Below are 25,238 nucleotides of genomic sequence, written 5' to 3' on the forward strand. Positions count from 1 at the left end.
CGTGGCATCCATCGGACAGACCGTCAGACCGACCTCAGGCAATGATGCCCTCTCCCGAGCCCGCAGCCGCGCCGCCCTCGTGCCCGATTGCCTCGTCGAGGCCAGGCGCATCGCCAACACCGTCATTGCCGGATGGCATGGCCGGCGCAAACGCGGCATCGGCGAAAACTTCTGGCAGTTCCGCCCCTATACCGAGGGCGAAAGCCTGTCGCGCATCGACTGGCGGCGTTCGGCCCGCGACGATCACACCTATATCCGCGATCATGAATGGGAAGCCGCTCATACGATCTGGCTCTGGGCCGATCTGTCGCCATCCATGATGTACAAGTCGACCTATGGCCATGCCTCCAAGGAAGGCCGTGCCCTCGTCATCATGCTGGCGCTTGCCGAGATTCTGTCCCGCTCCGGCGAGCGCATCGGCTGCCCCGGCATCATGGAGCCGGTGGCGACCCGCAACGCCGCCGAGCGTTTGGCTGCTGCGCTGATGCACACCCCGCTCGAAGGCGGCCTGCCGCAGACGGCGATGATCCGCGGCTGGAGCGATATCGTGCTGATCGGCGATTTTCTCGATGATGCCGACAGCGTCATGGGCAGGATCGGGCCGCTCGCCCGCCGAGGCTTGCGCGGTCATGTGATCGAGATTGCCGACCCCGCCGAAGAACTCTTTCCCTATAGCGGACGCACCGAATTCAGCGATCCCGAAACGGGTTCGAAGCTCATTGCCGGCCGCGCGGAAAACCTGCGCGAGGACTATCAGCGCGCCTACCTCGCCCGCCGCGAAAATCTCGGCCAGTCGCTGCGCCATCTCGGCTGGACCTTCGTCAGCCACCGCACCGATCGGCTGGCTTCCGAAGCGCTGGTTGCCGTGCACATGTATCTTTCCGGCATGCCGGCCAGGGCAGCCTCCGGAGGGCAGCCATGAGCGGTCTCTCCTTCGCATTCGCCTCGCCGGCCATCCTCGCAGCGCTCGTTCTGCTTCCTGCGATCTGGTGGCTGCTGCGCCTGACGCCACCGCAGCCGCGCGCCGAAGTCTTCCCGCCGTTGCGTATTCTGGCGAGCATTCTCAAGCGCGAGGAAACGCCGGCGCGCAGCCCATGGTGGCTGACGCTGCTGCGCATGCTGCTTGCAGCTCTCGTCGTTCTTGCCATTGCCAATCCCATGTTCAATCCGCGCACCAATACGCTCTCCAGCGGCGGTCCGCTGGTGCTGATGATCGACAATAGCTGGGCGAGCGTTTCGGATTGGGAACGGCGTGTGCGCACCGCCGACGCGCTGATCGACGATGCCGATGCCAAGGGCATTCCCATCTCGATCGCCTTCACCGCCGAACAGACCAATGATGCAACACCAGGCGCGGCGGCAGCAGCCCGCGACAAGCTGCATGCGATGAACCCCAGGCCGCTGGTTCCGGATAGGCAGCGCGCGGCCGACGCAGTGAAAGCGGCACTCAACCGCAGCAAGCCCGGCACCATCGCCTTCATCTCCGATGGCGTCGAGAGCAGGGAAAAGGACGATATCGTGAGCCGCCTCGCCGCGCTGCAACCGAGCGAACTGCGTCTGATCGAAGGCAACGGCCAGAACATCGTCGCAATCACCGGTGCGGCCAATACCGCCAATAACATGACCGTCACCGCGGCTCGGCTGAACGGCAGCGGCCCGATGCGCTTCGGACTGACCGCGCAGGACAATCAGGGGCGGCCGATCGCGGCCGGATCGCTTGATTTCGCGGGCGGACAGACGGTTGCGACCGGCTCCATTACCGCCCCCTTCGAAATGCGCAATGATTTCGCCCGCATCAGCATCGACCGTCAGGCAAGCGCCGGCAGCGTCTATCTGCTCGATGACGGTTTTCGCCGCCGCCGCGTGGCGCTTCTCTCCGGGCAGGCGGCCGACGAATTCCAGCCGATCCTGTCTCCGCTCTATTATATCCAGCGCGCCCTTCAGCCCTATGCCGATCTGACGCAGCCCAATAGCGCCGATCTGGCAAAAGCGATCCCTCAACTGCTTGCGGGCAATCCCTCGGTCATCATCATGGCCGATGTCGGCCGCCTGCCGCAGGAAACCTATGCGCCGCTGCAGAAGTGGATCCAGAATGGCGGCACGCTCGTCCGCTTCGCCGGCCCCCGCCTTGCCGCAGCCCCTGCCGACGACCCACTCGTTCCCGTCACATTGCGGCAGGGCGAGCGGACATTCGGCGGTGCCCTCTCCTGGGCCGAGCCGCAGCCCCTTGCCGATTTCCCGTCATTCGGCCCCTTCGCCGGCATGCCGAAGCCGAACAATGTCCTGATCAAGCGGCAGGTGCTGGCCGAGCCGACGCCGGATCTCGCCGAACGCACCTGGGCAAGCCTTGCCGACGGCACGCCGCTGGTGACCGAAAAGCAGATGCAGGCCGGCCGCATCGTCCTCTTCCACGTCAGCGCCGAGCCGCAATGGTCCGATCTCCCGATATCAGGCGATTTCGTCGAGATGCTGCGCCGCATCGTGCAGCTGTCGCGTGCCGGCGGCGTCACCTCGGCGGACGGCGCGGCATCCAAGGCGAGCGAAGCAATGCCGCCCTACCGGCTCCTGACCGCCAGGGGCATACTAACCAGCGAGATCGGCAGTGCCCGCCCGCTGGAGCCGAACAACAAGGGAACCGCAGTCGCAAGCTTCGACAACCCGCCCGGCCTCTACGGTTCCGAAGAGGGCTTTAGCGCACTCAATGCCCTTCCGCACGGAACGGAACTGAAGCCGCTGGATGCCTCGGCAGCCGGTGCCGTCGCACGCGAAGGCCTCATCGGTGGGGAAGCCTGGTCGGCAAAGCCGATCCTTTTCACACTTGCCTTCCTTCTCCTGCTGGCGGACAGCGTGATCGTCTTGCTCATGAACGGTGCTTTCCCCCGCCTGGGCAGATCCGCCAAAACGATCGCGGGCGGTGCGGCGATGCTGCTGCTGGCCGCTTCGCTTGCCATCTTCCTGCATCCCGCAAGCGCGTTTGCCGACGATTCAAAGCCGGGCGATGACGCCATCTTTTCACGTCTGGACAAGACGCATCTTGCCTATGTCGTGACCGGCGAGCCGGAAGTCGACCGCATTTCCGAGCGCGGCCTTGCCGGTCTCTCCGAATACCTCACCTATCGCACGACGCTGGAGCCCGGCCCGCCGGTGGGTGTGGATCTATCCAAGGATGAGCTGGCCTTCTACCCCCTTATCTACTGGCCGGTTTCTGCAACGGCACCGATGCCGTCCAACGACGCCATCAATCGCATCGACGCCTATATGCGCAATGGCGGCACCGTTCTCTTCGACACGCGCGATGCTATCGACACCATGGGCGATACCTCGACGCCGAGCCCGAACGGCCAACGTCTACAGCAGATTCTGGCCAATCTGGACATTCCTCCTCTAGAGCCCGTGCCTGCCGGACACGTGCTGACCAAATCCTTCTACCTGCTGTCGAGCTTCCCCGGCCGTTATGCCGACAGTCCGCTCTGGGTAGAGGCCCGTCAGGATATGCGGCGCGATGCGAATGCCGTTGCCACCTCCGACGGGGTGACGCCGATCATGATCACAGGCAATGATTTTGCCGGTGCCTGGGCCGTGGGTGACAATGGTTCGCCGCTGCTGCCGACCGTGCCCCCGGACGAGACCCAGCGCGAATATGCCTACCGCACGGGCGTCAACATCATGATGTACATGCTGACCGGAAACTATAAGTCCGATCAGGTTCACGTTCCGGATATCCTGCAGCGCTTGGGGCAATAATATGAATATCGGTTTTGCCCCATTCCTCCCCTGGCCCGTGCTTGCAGCTCTTGCGGTGCTGACGCTCGCCATCGCGGCGCTCGCGATCTACAGACGCCTGCGCGGCGGCTGGATCCGTGCGCTGGCGAGTATCGCCCTGCTGACGGCACTCACCAATCCGGTGCTGATGCAGGAGGATCGCGATCAGCTGACGACGATCGTTCCCGTCGTCGTCGACCGCAGCCTCAGCCAGCAGACGCCGGAACGCACGAAGATGACGGACGAGGCCCTGGCGATGCTCAAGGATCGGCTGGCGCAATTCCCGCGCATAGAACCCCGCATCGTCGAATTCCGCGATCCCGCGGAGTCGGATTCACCATCGACACGGCTCTTCTCCGCCCTGTCTTCGTCCATCGCCGACGTGCCGCCAGCCCGCATCGGCGGCGCAATCTTCCTGACAGATGGCCAGATCCACGATATTCCCGGTGTCAACCAGCAGCTCGGCTTCGACGCGCCCATTCATGGGCTGATCACTGGCAGGCCGGACGAATTCGACCGCCGCATCGAAATCGTCCGCGCGCCTCGCTTCGGCATCGTCAACGACGAACAGCAGCTCGTCTTTCGCGTCGTTGACGACGGCAAGAGCCCCGGCGGCACCGCAGCCGTGACGGTCAAGATGAACGGCGACGAAATCGCCACGCTTCAGGCCACGCCCGGCCAGGATACGCCCTTCAGCTTCAAGGTGCCGCGCGCCGGCAACAACGTCCTCGAATTCGCCGTGGCCGAGGTTCCCGGCGAAGTTACCGGTACCAACAATCAAACGGTCCAGCTGATCGAAGGCATCCGCCAGAACATGCGCGTCCTGCTCGTTTCGGGCGAGCCGCATGCCGGCGAGCGCGCCTGGCGCAACCTGCTGAAATCGGACGCCTCCGTCGATCTCGTGCATTTCACTATTCTGCGCCCGCCGGATAAGCAGGATGGCACGCCGATCAACGAGCTGTCGCTGATCGCCTTCCCGACGCGCGAGCTTTTCGTCGACAAGATCAGTTCTTTCGACCTGATCATTTTCGACCGCTATCAGGATCGCCAGAACGTCCTGCCGACGATCTATTATGATTACATGGCGCAATATGTCGAAAACGGCGGCGCCCTGCTGGTCGCGGCCGGTCCCGAGCACGCCGGCGGCAGTTCGATCGCGCTGACCCCGCTCGCCTCGGTGCTTCCCGCCGAGCCGACGGGCCAGATGATCGAGAAGGCGTTCTATCCGCGCTTGTCGGATCAGGGCCGCAAGCATCCCGTGACACGCGGCCTGGACGGCTCCGACACGGAGCCGCCGCATTGGGGCCGCTGGTTCCGCAGCGTCGATGTCGAGAAGCCGCAGGGCCAGACCGTGATGGTCGGCGCCAACAACAGTCCGTTGCTGGTGCTCAACCGCGTCGGCCAGGGCCGCGTCGCCATGCTCCTTTCCGACGAAGGTTGGCTGTGGGCGCGCGGTTTCGAAGGCGGCGGCCCGCATGTGTCGCTCTATCGCCGCATCGCCCATTGGCTGTTGAAGGAGCCCGCGCTGGAGGAAGAAGCACTGACGGCAAACGCTGCTGGGCGCACGCTACAGGTGACGCGCCAGACGATCGGCGACGATCCAGGCCCAGCCACGATCAAAACGCCATCGGGCAAGAGTGAGACCTTGCCGCTGAAGCAGGCGCAGCCGGGTCTCTACCAAGCCGGAAAGCATATGGATGAGATCGGGCTCTATCAGATCGCCAACGGCAACCTCTCGACGCTGGTCCATATCGGCGCCATCGATGCTCCGGAATTCAAGGCGATGATCTCGACCACGGAGACACTGAAGCCGCTGGCACAGAAGACCAAAGGCCTCGTCGCCCGCCTTGCCGGCGCAAACGGCAATGTTACGGTGCCGCAGGTCCTGCCGGTGCGCGGCGCAGTGCGTGTCGCCGACGGCCAGCGCCTGACAATCCGCATGACCGACGAAACTGTCTTGAAGGGAATCAATACGCTGCCGCTCTTTGCGGGCTTTGCCGGTCTCGCCGCCCTCCTCTTTGCCTTCTCCGCCACGTGGTGGCGCGAAGGACGGTGAATATGATGAAGATCGAAGTGACCGATAAACCATCGGAAAGCGAACTCGCGGCCATCAGCGAGGGATTGACGGCCTTCAACACCGCAGATGTCGGCCCGTCCGGTCGGCAATCCCTGGCGGTTCTGATCCGCGACGATGCTGGCAAGACCATTGGCGGCATCTCCGGCTACACGGCCTGGGGATGGCTGTTCACGCAATGGCTCTTCGTGCCGGAAAGCCTGCGCGGCCAAGGCATGGCCGGAAAGCTCCTGGCGGCGGCAGAAGCCGAAGCAGGCGCGCGCGGCTGCTTCGGCGCATGGATCGATACTTTCAATCCGCAGGCGCTGAAAGCCTATCAGCGGCAGGGCTATGCCATCTTCGGCGAGCTGCCGGATTTTCCAGCCGGCCGCAGCCGTTTCTTTCTGCAGAAGAAATTGTCGCCTCGCTGATATTCAAGCGGGGCAGTCTTTCGTCGATAGCGTCTTAGACGGCGATCGCCGTGAGCTGCACGACATCGTCCAGATCGTTGTCTTCGGCTTCGCTCGCCGAAGCGGAATCATCACGCCAGATGATCGAACCCTGCAGCCGCGCATGCGTATCTCCGGCGATCGGCACGACCAGCACCCGGTTGGGATCGACTGGCCCCGGGAAGGTCAATGCATTATAGGCAACCTTCTCGAAACCGAGCGGGCAATAATAGGGCGGGTCGCCGATGAGGATGACGGCTTCCGATCCCTTGCGCTTGGCCGCTTCGACGGCAATCCGCACGAGTTCGCGGCCGATCCCCTTGTTCTTGTGCGACGGACGCACGGCAAGCGGGCCGAGCAGATGTCCCTTGACCGATCCAGCCAATACCGGCGTCATCCGCACGGAGGCGATCGTCTCGCCGTCATCGGCGCAGATGAAGGATAGCGACCGGTCGTGCGGTCCCTGCTCGCGGATGCGAGCTGCGGCGCGCGTAAACCGGCCGGGGCCGAATGCTTCTTCGTTGATGAGTTCGATGACAGCGTCGTGTGACGCATCCTCAGTGAGGTAGACCAGATCGTGCTTGTACATTAGACCAAGGAAACCAGATAGACGGACGATGTTGTTCCCGAAAGCGCTCGTCGAGCGTTCAAGGTCATCGGCGTCGTCGCAGGCTTCTGGTTACTTTCATGAACAAGGATCCTTAAAGCGTGACAAGCCGCATAGCAGGAAATATTCGGCGCGTCCAATGCAAAATGCGCACTGCCGTTTATCGATGCAGGATCGTGTCGGCATCATTGTCTTTTCTCGAGCCCGACGCCGCCACATGAGCCCGCCGGCAGCACCTATGACGCAGTGTTCATCATTTGCCGTCTCGAAATCCGGCGTGCATGCCGTATCTCTAGATAAATAGTTCGGCAGTTTCCCGAAAGGATCAAGCAATGGGCATGTTGGTGGATGGTGTCTGGCATGACGTCTGGTACGATACCAAAGAGACGAAGGGCCATTTCAAGCGCGCCGCGTCGCAGTTCCGGAACTGGGTGACCGCGGATGGCGGGCCTGGCCCTACCGGCACCGGCGGTTTCAAGGCGGAGGCCGGGCGCTATCATCTCTACGTGTCGCTCGCCTGCCCCTGGGCGCATCGAACCCTGATCTTCCGCAAGCTGAAGAAGCTTGAAGAGTTGATCACGGTTTCGATCGTCGATCCGCTGATGCTGGAAAACGGCTGGGAATTCAAAGGGACCGACGGAGGAACGGCCGATCACCTCTTCGGCGCAAGCAAGCTCTGGGAAGTCTATCTGAAGGCCGATCCGCATTATTCCGGCCGGGTCACCGTCCCCGTTTTGTGGGACAAGCAGACCGGCACGATCGTCAACAACGAATCGGCCGAAATCATCCGCATGTTCAACACGGCCTTCGACGGCCTGACCGTTTCCAAGGCGGACTTCTATCCCGCCGATCTCCGTGCCGATATCGATGCCCTGAATGAGCGCGTCTACGACACGGTCAACAATGGCGTCTACAAAGCCGGCTTCGCGACGACCCAGGAAGCCTACGAGAAAAATGCCCGGCGCCTCTTCGAGACCCTCGATATGCTGGACCAACGGCTGGCGACGAAGCGCTACCTGTTCGGAGACCGGCTGACCGAAGCCGACTGGCGGCTGTTCACGACGCTTATCCGCTTCGACGCCGTCTATGTCGGCCATTTCAAATGCAACATCCGCCGCATCGCCGATTACGCCAATCTCTCGGCCTATCTGCGCGATCTCTATCAGATTGCCGGCGTTGCCGAGACGGTGAACCTCGCGCACATCAAGAACCACTACTATCGCAGCCACAAGACGATCAATCCGACGGGTATCGTGCCGATTGGCCCCGAGCTGGATTTCGATCGCCCGCATGGCCGGGAGCAATTGGCAAAAGCGGCCTGATTTGAATGCCCCCGTAGCTACCAGTGATTGGAAGGCGCCTCCTCTCCCTCCAATTCCTTCAGCCTGCGATAGGTCGCCTTCGTCGTTCCGGGCGGCAGCGCATCGAGCGCAAAGAAGCCGCTTTCGACGATCTCGCGATCCGGCCTGCGCGGCGCGGTCTGGGTAACCTCGACGCGATAGAAGACGACGTGGTCTCGTTTGCTGGTATGGTTGTTGAAATAGACGTGGAAGAGCTGCGGCCGACCCGAGATCACTAGGTTGCCCTCCTCCCGCAGCTCCTTCTTAAGCGCCTCCTCCACCGTCTCATGGCGTTCGACGCCACCGCCGGGCATGTGCCAGCCGGCGATATAGGAATGCCGCACCAGGAAAACTCGCCCCTCCCGATCGAAGCAGGCGGCGCGCACACCAAGCGTCATGCTGCGGGTCAGGCCGAAATAGACATGCAGCGCCCGGCCGAACAACCGCATCGCCAAACTCTGCTTTTCGTCCCTCGAAATCTCGTCGCTCATGCGTGAACCTCGATGCCCCGATCCGCAATGAGGTTGGGGATGTATTTGTTTTGACAATAGAGTGGGCTATGTCTCATCCCATGTTCAAGCTCGCGCATATTTCCGATGTTCACCTTGGTCCGTTGCCACGCCTTTCGATCAGAGAACTCGCCTCCAAACGTATTACCGGATTTGTGAACTGGCACCGGAACCGGCGCAAGCATCTTTTTGGCGGCACGCTCGACCTGCTTCTTGACGACATCAAGGCGAGGCAGGCCGATCATCTGGCCGTAACCGGCGATCTCGTCAATCTCGCGAGCGGCATGGAGATCCAGACCGCGGCCGAATGGCTGAAGACGGTCGGCGATCCGCTTCACACGTCAGTCGTTCCCGGCAATCACGATGCCTATGTGCCCGGCGCCTACGAAAAGGCCATGCGTGCCTGGTACCCCTATGTCCAGGGCGATAGCGCTCCCTCCGAATGGCAGGAAGACCGGCGCATTTTCCCCTATCTGCGCATTCGCGGACAGGTCGCGCTTGTGGGATGCTCCACGGCCGTCGCTACTCCGCCTTTTGCGGCAAGCGGCTTTTATTCCGCCCGTCAGGCGCGCGAGACGGTGAACATTCTGCGCGCGGCCGGGGATGCCGGACTTTTTCGCGTCGTCATGATCCATCACCCGCCGATTCGGGGCGCAACCAGCTTCTACAAGCGCATGATCGGCATTCGCCGCTTCGCAGCCGTCATCTCGACCGGCGGCGCCGAACTTGTCCTGCACGGGCATACACACCTCAACACCCTGCATTGGCTGCGCGGTCAAATGGGTTTGGTGCCCGTCGTCGGCATCGCCTCCGCATCGCAGGGGGTCGGCGGATTGAAACCGCGCGCCGCCTATAATCTCTTCACGATCGCCGGGCGCCCCGGTGCCTGGGAGTTGAAGGCGGAGCGCTACAGTCTCAACGACGCAGGCAGCGGTATAGCTCCCGAAAGCATCGATATTCTAGCAAGGTGATGAACGTTTCAGCCTGTCCGCCCACATCGTTTCGGTAGCGTTTTCTAAGATACGGAGCTACAATCGTACTACAGGAATCCCTATAGGATGGGATGGGTTTCGAGGTTGCGGCAGGAGCACCGCAATGCCGGTTTTCCAGAGCGGTTTCCCGCTCGTCGCTGCGATCGCCGAAGGCCGGGAGTACCTGTTGAAATAATGCGGGTCGGCACATTGACGGATGGCCGCCCGAAGAAAGACACTTCAGTGAACGAGTGTTTTGGAAGACTTGCGAAACGGCACGGAAATGGTTCATACCAACACAGGACGATTATTCCGCTTACATCACCTTTCTCAGGGGAAAGGCCATCCGTTGCGGAAGCACATTGCCCATGCGACAACCTCCAACGCCTTCCTGGAACGATCATGCCAACGCCGGTAGCAGCCATTGACATCAGACGCGATCTGGTCGGCCTTCTTCCGAAACTGCGCCGCTTCGCGGTGACGCTGACCGGCGATCTGACCGAGGCGGACGAGCTTGTTCAGAGCGTCTGTCAGCGCGGTATCGCCAAATTCCACCTTTGGAACAGCGGCGGCAAGCTGGAGAGCTGGCTCTACACCATGGCCCGTCATCAATGGGTCGATGAGGCCAGACGCCACAAGCTGCGTCCCGCCGCCAAGGGCAACGCCGTCGAACAGGGCGAACTGGCAGCCGGAGTGCATTTAAATCCGGTGGAGGACAGTGAAGCGCATCGCCTCGTCACATCTTTGCCCGAAGGACTTGCAAGTGTCTTCCTGCTGGTCGATGTCGAAGGGCATAGCTACAAGCAGGCAGCCGATATCCTCGGAGTTCCGCTGTCGGCAGTCATGTCGCGGCTCTCCAGCGCACGCCTCTACCTTGCCTCCCAGGGTCACAGTCGCTCGCCTCGAAGGTTTTAAGCATTGCAAGACATGAAGAAAATGCCGCTCGAAGTCCGTTTGTCCGCCTTCATGGATGGCGAAACGAACCGTGAAGAAAAGGAAGAGCTTGAAAGGCTCATTGCGTCCGATCCGGATGCGCGGCGAATTTTCGATGAGCTCAAACACGGCTCGGATGTCGGCCGCAAGGCTTTCGACGAGGTTCTCAAGGAGCCGGTGCCGCTGGCGCTTGTTCGTTCCATCAAAAGCGCTCAGCCTCCGAAGACCCGCGAACCCTCGCCGCGTATCACACGACCGTCCTTGAAGCTGGCGCCGACCGGCAGACAGTCGCTGGCCGCAGCGCTCATCCTGTTTGTCGTCGGCGGCGCCATAGGCTACCTCTTCGGCATGCAGCCGGCTGACGTTCCGGCAGGCACGCCCCCTGTGCCGATGCAGGTTGCGACACGCAGTTGGCTGGATGACATCGCCGCCTACCACCGCATCTATTCGCGTCAGCCGCAGCACATGGTCGAGCTGCAGGCAAGCCAGCTGGACGAGATTGCCAAGTGGCTGGCAAGCACGGTCGGCGTCAAGTTCAACTTTCCCGATCTTGCTGCCGATGGCCTCGTCTTTCAGGGGGCGCGGATGTTCATCGCCGGCGGCAAGCCCTTCGGCCAACTGATCTACAAGAACCTCGACGGCGATGTCGTCGCCATCTGCTTTACCAAGACTGACGGCGTTGCCGACAACGATTTCAGCGAAACCATCAAGGACGATATCAGCATCGTATCCTGGCATCGCAACGGCGCGACCTATGCCGTGGTAGGCCCATCTTCGAATGCGATGCTCGATCAGATCGCCAACAGGGTCTCCTCGGAAATCTGACGGATGTTCCCCTCTCTTTGCAGCTTGCGACTGCGAGCCTGCCGATGGATAATGGAACGCTGCAATCGCACGAGTCCGAGTTCTTTGCTGGAGTTTCGACATGTCCGACGTTCTGCTGACCATTCCGGAAATTGAGAGGCGTATCGCGGTTATAAGGGAAAATCTTCGCGAACTGATCGAGCAGGCGGCCGCCTTTTCCGGCGCAGCCGACGAGGAGCGGACGTCAGAACGGATAGCCGAACAGGAAGAAGAGCTCGAACGCCTGACGAAGCAACGCGACGCATTGACCCAGCAGAAGTCATGAATGCAGGAGGACGGCCGTCTCTGACGGCTACCTCGATTGCCAATCGATTTCGTCCTTCGAATGGGTCACAGGGATGGCCGACGATATTCATATTCGATTTGCGACCCGGCAAGACCACGGGCAATGGCTGATCCTGTGGGAAAATTACAATAGGTTCTACGGACGATCCGGCCCAACCGCCCTTCCCGCCGACATCACGCAAATGACATGGCAGCGCTTTTTCGATGCCTACGAACCCGTGCACGCGCTCGTTGCCGAGAAGGACGGCCGGCTCCTCGGCTTGGCGCATTATCTCTTTCACCGCAGCACGACAGCGGTCGAGCCGAACTGTTATCTGCAGGATCTGTTTACCGACGAGGCGGCGCGTGGAATGGGCGTGGCATCCGCATTGATCGAAGGCGTCTATGCCCGGGCCAGGGAAGCAGGCTCCCATCGCGTCTATTGGCAGACGCATGAGACGAACGCCACCGCAATGCGCGTTTATGACAAGATGGCCGAGCGCTCCGGTTTTGTCGTCTACCGTAAATCGCTGTGAAGCGACGGCCCCGCCGCAATATTGCGAACCCGCAAAGCAAAATCCCCTCGGGAGTAACCGAGGGGATTTCGATGGAAGCCGCGGAAAGCCTGAGTCTTATGCCGCCTTAATGGCGAGTACGCGGTTCGCCGCCGACACGATCGCCTCGAGAGACGCGGCGACGATGTTGGTGTTGATGCCGGCGCCGAAGAGCTTGCCGCCCGGATAGGAGACTTCGACATAGGAGATTGCCGCGGCATTGGAGCCGTGCTGGAGCGAATGCTCGGAATAGTCCTCGACCGTCATCGGAACGCCGAGATAGATCGAAAGCGCATTGATGAAGCCGTCGATCGGGCCGTTACCCCTGCCCTCGATGCGCTTTACCGTGCCCTTGTCGGTAATCTCGGCCGCGACGATGCGTTGCCCCTTGTGCTCGGGGTCGGCGAAGGTGTGATGGTCGACGAAGCGCAGCCGCGCGTCGGGCTGCGTCACGTAGCGTTCGATGAAATGCTCATAGATGCGCCTGGATGGCAACTCCTTGCCTTCCTCGTCCGTGATGCGCTGGATCTCCTCGCGATATTCCACCTGGAGATTGCGCGGCAGGTTCAGACCGTAATCCTGCTGCATGATATAGGCGATGCCGCCCTTGCCCGACTGCGAGTTGATGCGGATGATCGCCTCGTAGGTGCGGCCGACGTCCTGCGGGTCGATCGGCAGATAAGGCACTTCCCAAACCGGATCGTTGGCGACCTTCGCGGCCTTCATGCCCTTGTTGATCGCATCCTGATGCGAGCCGGAGAAAGCCGTGTACACCAGCTCGCCGACATAAGGGTGACGCTCGCCGATGGCCATCTGGTTGGAATATTCGAAGACTTCCTTCATGCGCTCGATGTTGGAGCAATCGAGTTCCGGATCGACGCCTTGCGTGAACATGTTCAGCGCCATGGTGACGACATCGACGTTGCCGGTGCGCTCACCATTGCCGAACAAGGTACCCTCGACGCGGTCGGCGCCGGCCATCAGAGCCAGTTCGGCAGCGGCAATGCCGGTGCCGCGGTCATTGTGCGGATGCAGCGAGATGATCAGGTTTTCGCGATTGTCGAGATTACGGCACATCCATTCGATCTGGTCGGCATAGATATTCGGCGTTGCCATTTCGACGGTCGATGGCAGGTTGATGATCAGCTTGTTGTCCGGCGTCGGCTTTACGATGTCGATGACGGCGTTGCAGATCTCCAGCGCCACATCCAGCTCGGTGCCGGTGAAGCTCTCAGGCGAATATTCGAAACGGTAGCCGCCGCCGGCCTTGGCCGCCATGTCGGTGATCATCTTGGCCGCATCGACGGCAATCTGCTTGATGCCCCGCACATCCTTGGCAAACACCACGCGGCGCTGCAATTCGCTGGTGGAATTGTAGAAATGCACGATTGGCTTGTTAGCGCCTTCGAGAGCCTCGAAGGTGCGGGTGATCAGTTCCGGGCGGCACTGGACGAGAACCTGCAGCGATACGTCGTCAGGCACATTGCCCTGCTCGATGCACCAGCGCGCAAAGTCGAAGTCGGTCTGCGAAGCCGAGGGGAAGCCGATCTCGATTTCCTTGAAGCCCATATCCAGCAGCAGCTGGAACATGCGCGCCTTGCGGTCGTGACCCATCGGATCGACGAGCGCCTGATTGCCGTCGCGCAGGTCGACCGAGCACCAGATCGGCGCCTTGGTGATGGTCTTGGACGGCCAAGTCCGGTCTGGAATATTGATCTGCGGGTAGGCGCGGTACTTCACTGCGGCTTCCGGCATGCCTTTGGGGGAATGGTTGTTCGCGTCCATGATATCGTCTCTTCCTTTCCCGTCATTTTATCTCGCGTCTTAGCCGATAGGATGCGGCTTGGCGACGATAAAAGCGGACCCATTGCGGGTATGCTGTCGATTTTAGGGTAAGTCGCGAGGAGCGATGGCCAGCGGGCTTTTCGGCCGCCGGGCGCTCCTCAAAGGACCCGGCAACCGCGTGTAAGGCCGAGGAGAAGGAGCGAGGTAAGGGCGCGCGTATTGTCACGCAAGGCAACACGCCCACGTGCAATCTGTTCGGAAATCTTTGCGCCTGTCATCTTCATCGCCGCGCTTATAACCGCCGGACGGAAAAGAAGCAACCCCTTGTCATTTCTTCAGCATCTGCACGCCGCGCGACAGCGCCAGCATCAGCCCGCCGGCGATCAGCCCCCAGAAGGCGCCGGAGATGCCGCCGAAGGAAACGCCCGATGCCGTCACGAGAAACGTGATGGCGGCCGCCTCGCGCGATTCAGGTTGCTGGAAGGCATTCAAGGCAGAATTGGAGAGCGCGCCGACCAGCGCCAGACCCGCCACCGCCTCGATGAGGATCGGCGGCGCCAAGGCCACGAAAGCTGTGACGGCACTCGCCAGCAGGCCGAAGACGATATAGCCGACGCCGGCGACGATCGCCGCCCAGTAGCGCCGCTTGGGATCGGCATGTGCATCCTGCCCGGCACACATCGCCGCAGTGATCGCCGCAAGATTGACGACATGGCCGCCGAAGGGAGCGGCAAGCAGCGAGAACACGCCGGTTACGGCAAACAGGGGACCCGGCTTGGGGTCGTAATCATGCACCTTCAAAACGGCGATGCCGGGGATGTTCTGCGACGCCATCGTTACGATGAACAGCGGCAGCGCGATGGACACGATGCCGGCAAGCGTGAAGACCGGCTTCACGAATTCGACCGTCGGCAGCAGCGAATGTTCGAGCGAGGCAGACGCTCCGTCCGGTATCTTCACGCCGAAGGCCAGCACCAGGGCAAAAGCCGCAAGGGCCGCCGGCACCGCCCAAAGCCGCTTGAACGCGCCGACGACGATCCAGGCAAGGATGATCGGCAAGCCGAAGGCGGGGTTGAAGGCGATCGCTTTCACCGGCGCAAAGCAAAGGCCGAGCAGGACACCGGCGAGCATGGCATTGGCGAGCGGCGCCGGGATCGAGGCCACCGCACGCCCGAAAGGCCGGAAGAGCCCGGCAATGACGATCAATATGCCGCAGACGAAGAAAGCTCCGACGGCCGCAGGAAAGCCACCCTCGATCGCCCTGGCGCTCGCAAGCAATGCCGCCCCAGGGGTCGACCAGGCAATGCTGATCGGAAGCCTCGTCGCCATGCTGAGGACGATGGCGCAGAGGCCCATCGCCACCGAAAGCGCCGTCAGACCGGAGGCAGCCTGCGCATCGGTGGCGCCGACAACCTGCAGACCGTGGAAGACGACGGCAAAGGAGCTGGCGAAGCCGACAAAGGCGGTCAGGCATCCCATGAAGAGACTTTGGACGGAGAAATCTTTGAGCATGGCGCGGCGGAGACTCATGGGAAGAGCGATTGAAGCGGCATGGAGCATTACAAGCGTCGGACGTGCAAGGGCGGTTTCGAACCTAAATGGCGGTGCGATCGTCAAATCGATCGCGGCATGCATCGTTGACGATTCAAATTGTGCATAAATGTGCACATTGACTCTCCAGTTTATACACGATATTGCATATTTATGAGCAATTCACTCCCATTGTCCCGCCGGGATATCATCGAAGCGCGGCTTGCCGAGGGGCGGCAAATTGTTGCCGCATCGCTCGCAGCCGAGTTCAACGTGTCCGAAGATGCCGTGCGCCGAGATCTGCGCGCGCTTGCCGCCGAGGGCAAATGCCGCCGCGTCTATGGCGGCGCTCTCCCTCTCCTGACCCCGTCGCAGCCGATGGCCGTACGCGTCGGACAGGAATCCGGCCGCAAGAGAGCCTTGGCCGCAGCCGCCGTCGCGATGATCGAGCCCGGCGAATTCCTGTTTTTCGACAGCGGCAGCACCAATCTCGCAATGGTCGATCTTCTGCCGAAGAACCTGAAAGCGACCATCGCGACGAATTCCATCGACATAGCGAGCGCAATCATGAAGCGGGGCGACATTCCGCTCGTCCTGATCGGCGGCGCGGTCGATCCCGTTGTCGGCGGCAGCGTCGATGCTTCTGCGGTCGCCGCCATCGAGGCGATGAATATCGACCGCTGCTTCCTGGGTGTCTGCGCCATTTCGGCAAGAAGCGGCATCAGCGTGTACGAACATGCAGACGCCATCTTCAAACGGACGCTTCTCAAGAGAAGCGCAGCACGCATCGCCTTGATTACCTCGGAGAAGTTTCACGAACGCGCACCGCACCGCATCGGCGGCGCTGGCGATGTCGATTGGCTTGTCGTCGAGGATGATCTGCCTGCCGATGACGAGAAGACGGCCGTCGAAGCCGGCTTGCCGCTCGTGAAGGCGAGCGATGTCATCCTCCCGATCTCGAAAGACAAGGAATGACCATGCAATCCACGGATCGGCCGGAAACCCGGCTGGCGACACGACTTGCCTTTCTGGTCGGCGGTTTTGCGCTGGCCTGCTGGGCTCCCCTTGTCCCCTTCGCCAAAGCTCGCCTCGGGGTCGATGATGGCGTGCTGGGCATGCTGCTGCTCTGTCTCGGCCTGGGCTCGGTGGCCGCGATGCTTGCGACCGGCATGTTGAGCGCGCGCTATGGCAGCAAGCCGATCATCATCGCGGGCGGTTTCGGCCTCGCGCTTATTTTGCCGATGCTGGCCGTGGCCGGCACGCCATTCACCCTTGGCGTGGCGCTGGCGGCCTTCGGCGCTTGTCTCGGATCGCTCGACGTTGCCATGAACATTCACGCGGTCGAAGTCGAAAAAGGCGCGGGGCGGCCGTTGATGTCCGGCTTCCATGCGCTGTTCAGCGTCGGCGGCTTCATCGGCTCTCTGCTGGTCACCGTGCTTCTGTCCCTCAAGGCCGGCCCCCTTGCTGCGACGCTTCTAAGCTCGGCGATAATGGTGATCGCCATGATCGTTGCCTGGCCGCGGTTGCTGCGCACCGTTCAAGCGGAAGACGCCCCACTCTTCGTCCTGCCTCGCGGCTTCGTACTGCTGCTTGCGGCCCTTGCCGCGATCACCTTCCTGGTCGAAGGCGCAATCCTCGACTGGAGCGCACTGCTTCTCACTACCGAAGGCCGGGCCGATGCCAGCCATGGCGGCCTCGGCTACATGCTGTTTGCCATTGCGATGACGGCCGGACGATTCGCCGGCGATGCAGTCACCGCAAGAATTGGAGACCGGGCGATCATGTTGTGGGGCGGGCTCGTCGCGGTCGCAGGATTTGCCGTCCTGCTGATCAGCCCGATTTCGATCCTTGCCGTGGGAGGTTTCCTGCTCATCGGCCTCGGCGCCTCCAACATCGTCCCGGTGCTGTTCCGCAAGGGAGGCACACAGAAGATCATGCCGCCCGGACTGGCCGTCGCGGCGATCACCATGACGGGCTATGCAGGCGTGCTCGTCGGTCCCGCCGGCGTCGGTTTCGCCGCGGATCACATAGGCCTGCCCGGCGCCTTCTGGATGCTCGCCCTGTTGCTCTGCGTCGCCCCTCTCTGCGCCGGCATCGTTACCCGCAATCAGGAACAGGGAGAGGCCGATGCGCATCGCTCATACCGCTCTATGGACGCCTGATCTCGATGCCGCCGCCGATTTCTGGAAAACCTATTTCGGCGCCACCGTGGGCGAAGCATATCGAAGCAGCCGCCGCCCGGGCTTCATCTCCCGCTTCGTTTCCTTGCCGGAAAGCGGCGGTGAGATCGAACTGATGACCGGCCCCTGGCTTCCTCTCGATCCACACGACGAACGCATCGGCTGGGACCACATTGCCATATCGCTCGGCAGCAAAGCAGCCGTCGATGCTTTGGCCGAACGATGCAAGGCGGATGGCTTGCTGAAATCTGCGCCCCGCATGACAGGCGACGGCTTCTATGAGGCCATTATCGTCATGCCCGAGGGAACGCCGATCGAAATTACCATATAGGGCCAGCCCAAACTGCGCTGCCTTTCGTTTGCCCTTCAGAGTTCGCCGCGCTCGGAAACGTTGCAACCTCCCGAGTGGCGAAAGCTGGCGGCGGATATCTCCGCCGCCAGCATGCTTCCTCCGATCGAAGCCGACAGGCTCCATCGCCCAATACAAAACGCCCTCGCCGGCCTTCCGGCAAGCAAGGGCGCTCAATTCAATTAGGAAACCTGCTAGATCAGATATCCGCCTGCGAGGTCACGATGCGCGAAACGAGGCCATAGGCCTTGGCTTCCTCGGCTGAGAGCCAGTAGTCGCGGTCGGTGTCCTTGGCGATGCGTTCGACCGGCTGGCCGGTGGCTTCCGAGAAGATCTTGTTCAAGCGCTCGTTCATCTTGATGATCTCGCGCGCCTGGATCTCGATGTCCGAGGCCATGCCGCGCGTGCCGCCGGACGGTTGGTGCAGCAGGAAGCGCGTGTTCGGCAGGCAGATGCGGCGCTCCTTCGGAGCGGACACATAGATCAGCGCGCCGGCGGAGGCGACCCAACCCGTGCCGATCATCCAGACCTTCGGCTTGATGAACTTGATCATGTCGTGGATGGAATCGCCTGACTCGACGTGACCACCGGGCGAATTCACGTAGATGCGGATATCATCGTCGCTGGCAGCGGCAAGCGCCACGAGCTGCGAGCAGACTTTCTGCGCCAGTTCCTGCGTAATACCGCCATAGATGAAGATCGAACGCGACTTGAAAAGATTCGCCTCCGCGTCCTTGCCCAAAGGCAGCTCGGTCTTCTTGTCTTCCTGTTCGTCTTCGTCGTTCATTCAACTCTCCAGCATGATGCGTCGTTCACCGCACATAGTGCGACTCAATGCGTAAAACAATGCCGGAAAAAGACAAGGCGGCAATAGCGACTGACAACATGGTGTTATGATTGGGGATTACCGAAATGTAACTTGAATGGCTTTGAAAAGCCGAGATTTGATCCTACGTCAGGTCAGCGCGGTTAGAGATCGCGCCCCGAATTTGCAGCACGGATAGCCAAGGAGGCCATCATGTCGCCAGAAGAACGTCAATTGCTTGCTTCTCTCTTCGATCGCGTGCGCGGTGCTGCCAGCACGCAGCGCGACGCCGAGGCGGAGGCCTTCATCAATCAGTCGGTCCGCGACCAGCCCTATGCGCCTTATTTCCTGGCGCAGGCCGTCATCATGCAGGAACAGGGCATGAAGGCTGCGGCAGATCGCATCCAACAGCTGGAAGCGCGCGTGCACGAACTCGAGCAGCAAAGCGCCCAAACCGGTCAACCGCAGGGCCAGAGCGGCGGCTTCCTCGGCGGAATAGGCTCGCTCTTCGGCGGCGGCCAGCAGCAGCGCGCCGCGGCACCGCAAGGCGGCAATCCGCAGCAGGGCCGTCTTTATGATGACTATGCCCGCAATGCGCCGCAGCCGCAGCCTGGCCCTTGGGGCGGCCAGCCACAGCCGTCAGGCCCGTGGAGCCAGCAGGCATCAGCTCCTTCGGCCGGCGGCAGCTTCCTGCGCGGTGCGCTTGGCACGGCAGCCGGCGTGGCTGGCGGCGTGATGCTGGCGGAATCGCTTTCCAGCCTCTTCAGCCCCCACCTCGGCGGCACCGGTAGCGGCCTCTTTGGCGGTGCCGGCGGCGGGCTCTTCGGCGGAGCTGCGGCCAATGCAGCCGAACAACCCGTTCAGGAAACGATCATCAACAACAACTATTTCGGCAATGACGACAGCAGCGGCCAGGATGATCAGAGCGCGGCCGATTACGCCCAGGACGCCGCCCAGGACGCCCAGGACGATGATTATGACGACTCGTCCTATGACAATGGCGACGACAACTCGTTCGCCTGAGCCACCGTCTCATCGAATCTGTCGGAAAAGCCGCCATCCCTGGATGGCGGCTTTTTCATTCAGCCTCGGCCGCGATAGGGCTGAACGTCCTGATCGGGCAGCCAGACGCCCTCGGGAGGCTTGCCGGTCTGCCAGAAAACGTCGATCGGGATGCCGCCACGCGGATACCAGTAGGCGCCGATGCGCAGCCACTTCGGCTGCAGGAGATCGACGAGGCGCTTGGCGATGTAGATCGAGCAATCCTCGTGAAATGCGCCGTGATTGCGGAAGGAGTGCAGGAAGAGCTTCAGCGACTTCGATTCCACCAGCCATTCGTTCGGTATGTAGTCGATGACGATATGGGCAAAATCCGGCTGCCCCGTCATCGGGCAGAGCGAGGTGAATTCAGGCGCTGTGAAGCGCACGACATAGTCGGTGCCGGCATGGCCGGATGGTACCTTTTCCAGAACGGCCTCTTCGGGATTGCCGGCGGTTTCCGTCTGGCTGCCGAGCATGGACAGGCCGGACACATCGGTCTTTGGCATCTCAGGTCTCCTTGATCATCTTGACGCGGATGCCATGGGCCTTCTCGCCCTCCGGCTCCACATGAATGGTTATTTCCGAACCCGCATGAATTGCCCTTATGGCGTCTTCAAGGCGGTCGCAGATGCGATGCGCTTCGCGCACCGGCATGGCGGCAGGCACGACCATATGGAAATCGACGAAGGTCACTGCCCCTGCCCTGCGCGTCTTCAGGTCATGCACGCCGAGCGACCCCACCGCATTCCTGGCGATCGCATCCTTGATGACGGTCTCCTCATCCGGCGGCACAGCCTTGTCCATCAACCCGTCGATGGAATGGGAGATGACCCTCCAGCCTTGATAGAGAATGTTGATGGCAACGAGGATGGCGAGCACGGGGTCGAAGATCGGATAACCGCTGCCAAGCGCAAGAAGCAGGCCGATGAGCACCCCGACCGAGGTATAGACGTCGGACATGATGTGCTGGCCGTCTGCCGTCAATGCCGGCGAGCGATGCGCCCGGCCAACACGGATCAGAGTGACTGCCCAAATCGCGTTGATGACACCCGCGGCAAAATTGATTGCCAGGCCGAGCACCGGCGCCTGTATCGGCTGCGGATTGCCGAGATGCCCGACCGCTTCCTGCACGATCATCAGCGCGGCAACGACGATCATGGCGCCTTCGGTGACGGCGGAAAGATATTCCGCCTTGTGATGGCCGAACGGATGATCGTAATCGGCCGGCTTCTGCGCATAACGGATGACGAAGAAGGCTATGAAAGCCGCAACGACATTGGTCAGCGATTCCAGACCGTCGGACAGAAGCGCCACGGAGCCCGTCAGCCACCAGGCCAGCACCTTCAGCCCCATGACGCCGAGCGAAAGCGGAATGCCCCAAAGGGCGAGCCGCCTGATCGTATCGTTTCCCTGGCTGTTCATGTCTTCTCCAGTATCCCGCGCCTGCTCATGCGAATGAATTGCAAAAAAGGCGCCGTTGAAATGCAAAACCGCCCGCGCGAATTTCGCGCAGGCGGTTCATTGGCGGTCCATATGGCGCACGACGCGGTGTTTGTCAAAGGAGGCACCCCTTTTCGCGCAACAATTCGCGCATATTGTGCGCATTGAACGAGATGCCGCTTGAGCATTCAGGTTGCAGAACATGGGAAGACCTTGCTCCAGCCGGCGTTCCGCGACAATTGGAAGCCGATTATACGCTCGCCCGCAAAAATTCGTGCTGGTAGTTTGACTTGCGACCCAGCACTAAGCTGTGCTTCAGCCTCGTGTGCAAGGGTCGGCGGTACCGGCCGACGAACCGCCATCCTTTATGAAACCATGGTTGAACATGCCCATTCTTGAAAATACCGCTGATGCCGCACCCTCCATCGCTGACGCTCCGACCGGCACATCGGAACATCTGGTCGCAGCCGGCGCATTTTCGGAGACAGAGCGCAACGCAGTCTATCGCGCCATCGAGACCCGGCGCGACGTGCGCGACCAGTTCCGCCCCGATCCGCTGCCCGATGCTCTCATCAGGCGTCTGCTCGAGGCTGCCCATTCGGCACCCTCGGTCGGTTTCATGCAGCCATGGAACTTCGTCCTGATCCGTCAGGCAAAGACGCGCGAGCGAGTGTGGCAGGCTTTTCATCAGGCCAACGAGGAAGCCTGTGCGATGTTCGAAGGCGACCGCCGCGCACAGTACCAGCGGCTGAAGCTGGAGGGCATCCGCAAGGCGCCGCTCAGCATCTGTATCACCTGCGATACCAAACGCGGCGGCCCGGTCGTTCTCGGCCGCACGCATAATCCGGACACCGATGTCTACTCGACCGTCTGTGCCGTACAAAATCTCTGGCTCGCGGCCCGCGCAGAGGGTGTGGGCGTCGGCTGGGTCAGCATCTTCCACGAGGACGCCATCAAGGCGATCCTCGGCATTCCGGAGCATGTGAAGATCGTCGCCTGGCTCTGCGTCGGCTATATCGACGAGCTCTATGACATGCCGGAACTCGCCGTGAAGGGATGGCGCAATCGCCTGCCGCTCGACAAGCTTGTCTTCGAAGAAGGCTGGCAGGACTGCGAGGACATGTGAGGCCACCCTAGCAACATGAGATGCTTCAGCGATTTGCTGGCGCTTTCAACGCATGAAAACACCCCATGCGCTTTTCCAAACGCACGAGGTGCACAAATCTACGGCTGGCAGCTATCGCTTCAGGCGGCCTTCGTCTTCACCCGCCGCGCCAGATGCGCCACCACATTTTCGATCATCCGCATCCCGGCATCGCCGCCGAGCGTCATGATCGATTCCGGATGAAACTGCACGGCCGCGATCGGCTCCTTCACATGCTCGATGCCCATGATGGTGCCATCTTCGCTCTCGGCCGTGATCATGAAATCACGCGGCAGGCTCGAAGGATCGGCAAAGATCGAGTGATAGCGGCCGACGGTGACCTCGCGGCCGAGACCGGAGAAGACCAGGCCGGGCTCCAGCACGCGGATACGCGAAGGCTTGCCGTGCATCGGGATCGCCAGATGGCGCAGCTCGCCGCCATAGGCTTCGGCAATCGCCTGCAGGCCCAGGCAGACGCCGAAGATCGGCAGGTTGCGCGCCCTCGCCTTCTTGATGGTCGCCTTGCAATCGAAATCCTTCGGATTGCCGGGACCTGGCGACAGCACGACGAGATCCGGATCGAGGCGGTCGAAGACCTCTTCCGGCACCGGCGTACGCACGGTCGAAACCGTCGCGCCCGTCTGACGGAAGTAGTTGGCAAGCGTATGGACGAAACTGTCCTCGTGGTCGACGAGCAGGATCTTCACGCCCTTGCCGACGGATGCGACGTCTCGTTGCTGTTTGCCGGAATTGCCGGTCTTGGCATCGCGGATAGCGGAAAGCATGGCGGAGGCCTTCAGTTCGGTTTCGGCTTCTTCTTCCTCGGGGATCGAGTCGTTGAGCAGCGTCGCGCCGGCCCGCACTTCGGCAATGCCGTCCTTGATGCGGACGGTGCGCAGCGTCAGGCCGGTGTTCATGTCACCGTTGAAGCCGACCATGCCGATCGCGCCGCCATACCAGGCACGCGGGCTCTTCTCATGGCTCTCGATGAAGCGCATGGCCCAAAGCTTCGGCGCGCCGGTAACGGTGACGGCCCAGGCGTGGCTCAAGAAGCCGTCGAAAGCGTCCATGTCGTCGCGCAGGCGGCCTTCGATATGGTCGACCGTGTGGATCAGGCGCGAATACATCTCGATCTGACGGCGGCCGATGACCTTGACCGAACCAGGCTCGCAGACACGGCTTTTGTCGTTGCGGTCGACGTCGGAGCACATGGTCAGCTCGGATTCGTCCTTCTTGGAGTTCAGCAGCTTCAGGATCTGCTCGCTGTCGGCGATGGGATCGTCGCCGCGCTTGATCGTGCCCGAAATCGGGCAGGTCTCGATACGGCGGCCGGACACGCGCACGAACATTTCAGGCGAAGCGCCGACGAGATATTCCTGATTGCCGAGATTGATGAAGAAGGAATAGGGCGAAGGGTTGATTGCCTTCAGCCGCTTGGAAATGTCTGACGGCTTGCTCTCGCAGCGCTCCATGAACTTCTGGCCCGGCACGACTTCGAAAAGATCGCCCTTGCGGAAGCTCTCCTTCGCCTTGACCACCAGTTCGGCATATTCGCCCGGGCGATGGTCGCTCTTCGGCGGAATGGCATCGGTGCGGTGGAACGGCTCGGGCGCGATCTCGCCGGACTTGCCTTCCGTCGATGCTTCGTCCTTGGCGAAATCGTAGCGGTCGATCCAGGCCTTGGCGGAATAATTGTCGACCACCAGGATTTCGTCCGGCAGGTAGAGCACCATGTCGCGCTGGTCGTCCGGGCGCTTGAGCTTCAGGTCGATGGCGTCGAACTGGAAGGCGAGATCATAACCGAAGGCGCCGTAAAAGCCGATGCTGGCGTCAGCCTGCGAATAGAAGAGGTCGGTTACCGCACGCAGCACGGTGAAGACGGTCGGCATCTTCGAGCGCTCTTCCTCGGTGAAGACGCGATCCGGCGTCTTTACGGTGAGATCGAGCCGGCGCGGCGCCGAAGCACCCAGCACCAACTCGGAAACGGTCTTCAGCTTTTCAGCAATGAAGCCGAGAATGACTTCGCCGCGCTCGTTATAGGCCTCGATCCAGACATTGCGCCCATTGCAGGAAAGACCGAGCGGCGGATCAACGATGGCGGTATCCCAACGCGTATAGCGGCCGGGATATTCGTAGTTGGAGGAAAAGACGGCGCCGCGGCGCTCGTCGAGCTTGTCGATATAGGACGAAACGGCATCCGCATAAGGCGTCGGCCGGCGCTGCCGGGTGACGGTTATCCCACCCTTCGTCTCGTAGATTTCCGCACCATCATCCCGAAGGATCGTTACCATTGTTCCTACTCCGTTGTCAGGCCCGGATGACAGGCGGCCAATATAACAAAAAAGCCGCCTCGAAATCTCGGGCGGCTCACTCGTCGTCTTTGAACACGATTGGTCGAGGCCGCCTCAGCGTGCCCACCACCAAACTGCAATGTTGTTCAAGGACATGTTCATGACGGAAATTGTTAGCCTGAGATGAGAGGATGCGCAAGCGGAAGATGGGAGGAAAGTTCCTAGCAGGCCGCAGATGTTGCAAGTCGCGGAGCCGATCTCGCCCCCGGCGGGCGAGAAAGCAATTTCACTGGTTGTCTAATCGCATTGCGTTGGTCAAGGGGTCTGGGCGTTGTGCCTCATCACCGTGTTGCAGAACAGGCAACGC

23 protein-coding genes are annotated in these 25,238 nt (G+C 61.5%); 15 read left to right on the forward strand and 8 right to left on the reverse strand.

Features of this window, described 5'->3' with window-relative positions:
• Position 1: 1 nt before the first annotated feature.
• The 4 genes from Q4Q11_RS10115 to Q4Q11_RS10130 are packed head-to-tail and all read left to right on the forward strand — an operon-like array spanning position 2 to position 6,246.
• Positions 2 to 922: a DUF58 domain-containing protein gene (locus Q4Q11_RS10115; RefSeq protein WP_113222504.1), complete on the forward strand. Its 921-nt coding sequence runs from the start codon at positions 2 to 4 to the stop codon at positions 920 to 922.
• Positions 919 to 3,744 (forward strand): DUF4159 domain-containing protein, encoded by a 2,826-nt coding sequence (locus tag Q4Q11_RS10120; protein ID WP_498569406.1) that lies wholly within the window; start codon positions 919 to 921, stop codon positions 3,742 to 3,744. The genes Q4Q11_RS10115 and Q4Q11_RS10120 overlap by 4 nt, the downstream gene beginning before the upstream one ends.
• A 1-nt stretch (position 3,745) precedes the next feature.
• Entirely contained in the window at positions 3,746 to 5,818 is a 2,073-nt protein-coding gene (locus tag Q4Q11_RS10125; protein WP_498569407.1) for a hypothetical protein, read from the forward strand.
• Positions 5,819 to 5,820: 2 nt separating this feature from the next.
• A complete protein-coding gene (locus Q4Q11_RS10130) occupies positions 5,821 to 6,246 on the forward strand; it encodes a GNAT family N-acetyltransferase (protein WP_498569408.1) in 426 nt (141 codons plus the stop codon).
• A gap of 34 nt (positions 6,247 to 6,280) precedes the next feature.
• On the opposite strand, the gene Q4Q11_RS10135 is transcribed toward Q4Q11_RS10130, so the two are convergent.
• Positions 6,281 to 6,853, reverse strand: a complete 573-nt coding sequence (locus Q4Q11_RS10135) for a GNAT family N-acetyltransferase (RefSeq protein WP_498569409.1) — start codon at positions 6,851 to 6,853, stop codon at positions 6,281 to 6,283.
• Positions 6,854 to 7,203: 350 nt separating this feature from the next.
• Here Q4Q11_RS10135 and Q4Q11_RS10140 point away from each other — a divergent pair, with 350 nt between their 5' ends.
• A complete protein-coding gene (locus tag Q4Q11_RS10140) occupies positions 7,204 to 8,193 on the forward strand; it encodes a glutathione S-transferase family protein (RefSeq protein ID WP_498569410.1) in 990 nt (329 codons plus the stop codon).
• 17 nt (positions 8,194 to 8,210) lie between these two features.
• On the opposite strand, the gene Q4Q11_RS10145 is transcribed toward Q4Q11_RS10140, so the two are convergent.
• Positions 8,211 to 8,702: an NUDIX domain-containing protein gene (locus tag Q4Q11_RS10145; RefSeq protein ID WP_112506056.1), complete on the reverse strand. Its 492-nt coding sequence runs from the start codon at positions 8,700 to 8,702 to the stop codon at positions 8,211 to 8,213.
• A 50-nt stretch (positions 8,703 to 8,752) separates the two neighbouring features.
• Here Q4Q11_RS10145 and Q4Q11_RS10150 point away from each other — a divergent pair, with 50 nt between their 5' ends.
• From Q4Q11_RS10150 to Q4Q11_RS10170, 5 genes are all read left to right on the forward strand, one after another.
• Positions 8,753 to 9,691, forward strand: a complete 939-nt coding sequence (locus Q4Q11_RS10150; protein WP_113216628.1) for a metallophosphoesterase family protein — start codon at positions 8,753 to 8,755, stop codon at positions 9,689 to 9,691.
• Between the two features lie 402 nt (positions 9,692 to 10,093).
• Positions 10,094 to 10,606 (forward strand): RNA polymerase sigma factor, encoded by a 513-nt coding sequence (locus Q4Q11_RS10155; protein ID WP_113216621.1) that lies wholly within the window; start codon positions 10,094 to 10,096, stop codon positions 10,604 to 10,606.
• Positions 10,607 to 10,627: 21 nt separating this feature from the next.
• Positions 10,628 to 11,449, forward strand: coding sequence for an anti-sigma factor family protein (locus Q4Q11_RS10160; protein ID WP_113223563.1), 822 nt, complete (start codon positions 10,628 to 10,630; stop codon positions 11,447 to 11,449).
• A gap of 100 nt (positions 11,450 to 11,549) precedes the next feature.
• The gene (locus Q4Q11_RS10165; protein WP_113216622.1) at positions 11,550 to 11,753 is read left to right on the forward strand and encodes a hypothetical protein; all 204 of its coding nucleotides are present in this window, start codon (positions 11,550 to 11,552) and stop codon (positions 11,751 to 11,753) included.
• 73 nt (positions 11,754 to 11,826) lie between these two features.
• Positions 11,827 to 12,288: a GNAT family N-acetyltransferase gene (locus Q4Q11_RS10170; RefSeq protein WP_498569411.1), complete on the forward strand. Its 462-nt coding sequence runs from the start codon at positions 11,827 to 11,829 to the stop codon at positions 12,286 to 12,288.
• A 96-nt stretch (positions 12,289 to 12,384) separates the two neighbouring features.
• On the opposite strand, the gene leuA is transcribed toward Q4Q11_RS10170, so the two are convergent.
• Both leuA and Q4Q11_RS10180 read right to left on the reverse strand, forming a co-directional pair.
• Entirely contained in the window at positions 12,385 to 14,091 is a 1,707-nt protein-coding gene (gene leuA / locus Q4Q11_RS10175; RefSeq protein WP_498569412.1) for a 2-isopropylmalate synthase, read from the reverse strand.
• 327 nt (positions 14,092 to 14,418) lie between these two features.
• On the reverse strand, positions 14,419 to 15,603 hold the full coding sequence (locus Q4Q11_RS10180; protein WP_498569413.1) for a benzoate/H(+) symporter BenE family transporter: 1,185 nt from the start codon (positions 15,601 to 15,603) through the stop codon (positions 14,419 to 14,421).
• A gap of 192 nt (positions 15,604 to 15,795) precedes the next feature.
• Between Q4Q11_RS10180 and Q4Q11_RS10185 the strand changes: the two genes are divergently transcribed.
• From Q4Q11_RS10185 to Q4Q11_RS10195, 3 genes are read left to right on the forward strand one after another with little or no spacing between them, the layout of a single operon-like run.
• The gene (locus tag Q4Q11_RS10185; protein WP_113216625.1) at positions 15,796 to 16,596 is read left to right on the forward strand and encodes a DeoR/GlpR family DNA-binding transcription regulator; all 801 of its coding nucleotides are present in this window, start codon (positions 15,796 to 15,798) and stop codon (positions 16,594 to 16,596) included.
• A 2-nt stretch (positions 16,597 to 16,598) separates the two neighbouring features.
• Positions 16,599 to 17,783, forward strand: coding sequence for an MFS transporter (locus tag Q4Q11_RS10190; protein WP_498569414.1), 1,185 nt, complete (start codon positions 16,599 to 16,601; stop codon positions 17,781 to 17,783).
• Entirely contained in the window at positions 17,749 to 18,132 is a 384-nt protein-coding gene (locus Q4Q11_RS10195; protein WP_112506066.1) for a VOC family protein, read from the forward strand. The genes Q4Q11_RS10190 and Q4Q11_RS10195 overlap by 35 nt, the downstream gene beginning before the upstream one ends.
• A 217-nt stretch (positions 18,133 to 18,349) precedes the next feature.
• Here the strand turns inward: Q4Q11_RS10195 and Q4Q11_RS10200 are convergent, their stop codons facing one another.
• Positions 18,350 to 18,937: an ATP-dependent Clp protease proteolytic subunit gene (locus tag Q4Q11_RS10200; RefSeq protein WP_112506067.1), complete on the reverse strand. Its 588-nt coding sequence runs from the start codon at positions 18,935 to 18,937 to the stop codon at positions 18,350 to 18,352.
• Positions 18,938 to 19,168: 231 nt separating this feature from the next.
• Between Q4Q11_RS10200 and Q4Q11_RS10205 the strand changes: the two genes are divergently transcribed.
• Positions 19,169 to 19,978 carry a DUF2076 domain-containing protein gene (locus Q4Q11_RS10205; protein WP_112506068.1) on the forward strand — a complete coding sequence of 270 codons (810 nt, stop codon included), beginning with the start codon at positions 19,169 to 19,171 and terminating at the stop codon, positions 19,976 to 19,978.
• 59 nt (positions 19,979 to 20,037) lie between these two features.
• Here the strand turns inward: Q4Q11_RS10205 and queF are convergent, their stop codons facing one another.
• Both queF and Q4Q11_RS10215 read right to left on the reverse strand, forming a co-directional pair.
• Positions 20,038 to 20,502 (reverse strand): preQ(1) synthase, encoded by a 465-nt coding sequence (queF, locus tag Q4Q11_RS10210; protein WP_498569415.1) that lies wholly within the window; start codon positions 20,500 to 20,502, stop codon positions 20,038 to 20,040.
• 1 nt (position 20,503) lies between these two features.
• Positions 20,504 to 21,418 (reverse strand): cation diffusion facilitator family transporter, encoded by a 915-nt coding sequence (locus tag Q4Q11_RS10215; RefSeq protein ID WP_498569416.1) that lies wholly within the window; start codon positions 21,416 to 21,418, stop codon positions 20,504 to 20,506.
• Between the two features lie 403 nt (positions 21,419 to 21,821).
• On the opposite strand from Q4Q11_RS10215, the gene bluB reads away from it, so the two are divergent.
• Positions 21,822 to 22,562: a 5,6-dimethylbenzimidazole synthase gene (bluB, locus tag Q4Q11_RS10220; RefSeq protein ID WP_498569417.1), complete on the forward strand. Its 741-nt coding sequence runs from the start codon at positions 21,822 to 21,824 to the stop codon at positions 22,560 to 22,562.
• Positions 22,563 to 22,681: 119 nt separating this feature from the next.
• On the opposite strand, the gene Q4Q11_RS10225 is transcribed toward bluB, so the two are convergent.
• Positions 22,682 to 24,871, reverse strand: a complete 2,190-nt coding sequence (locus Q4Q11_RS10225) for an anthranilate synthase (RefSeq protein WP_498569418.1) — start codon at positions 24,869 to 24,871, stop codon at positions 22,682 to 22,684.
• Positions 24,872 to 25,238 lie beyond the last annotated feature (367 nt).

The organism is Rhizobium sp. UFLA01-1127, from assembly GCF_059803845.1.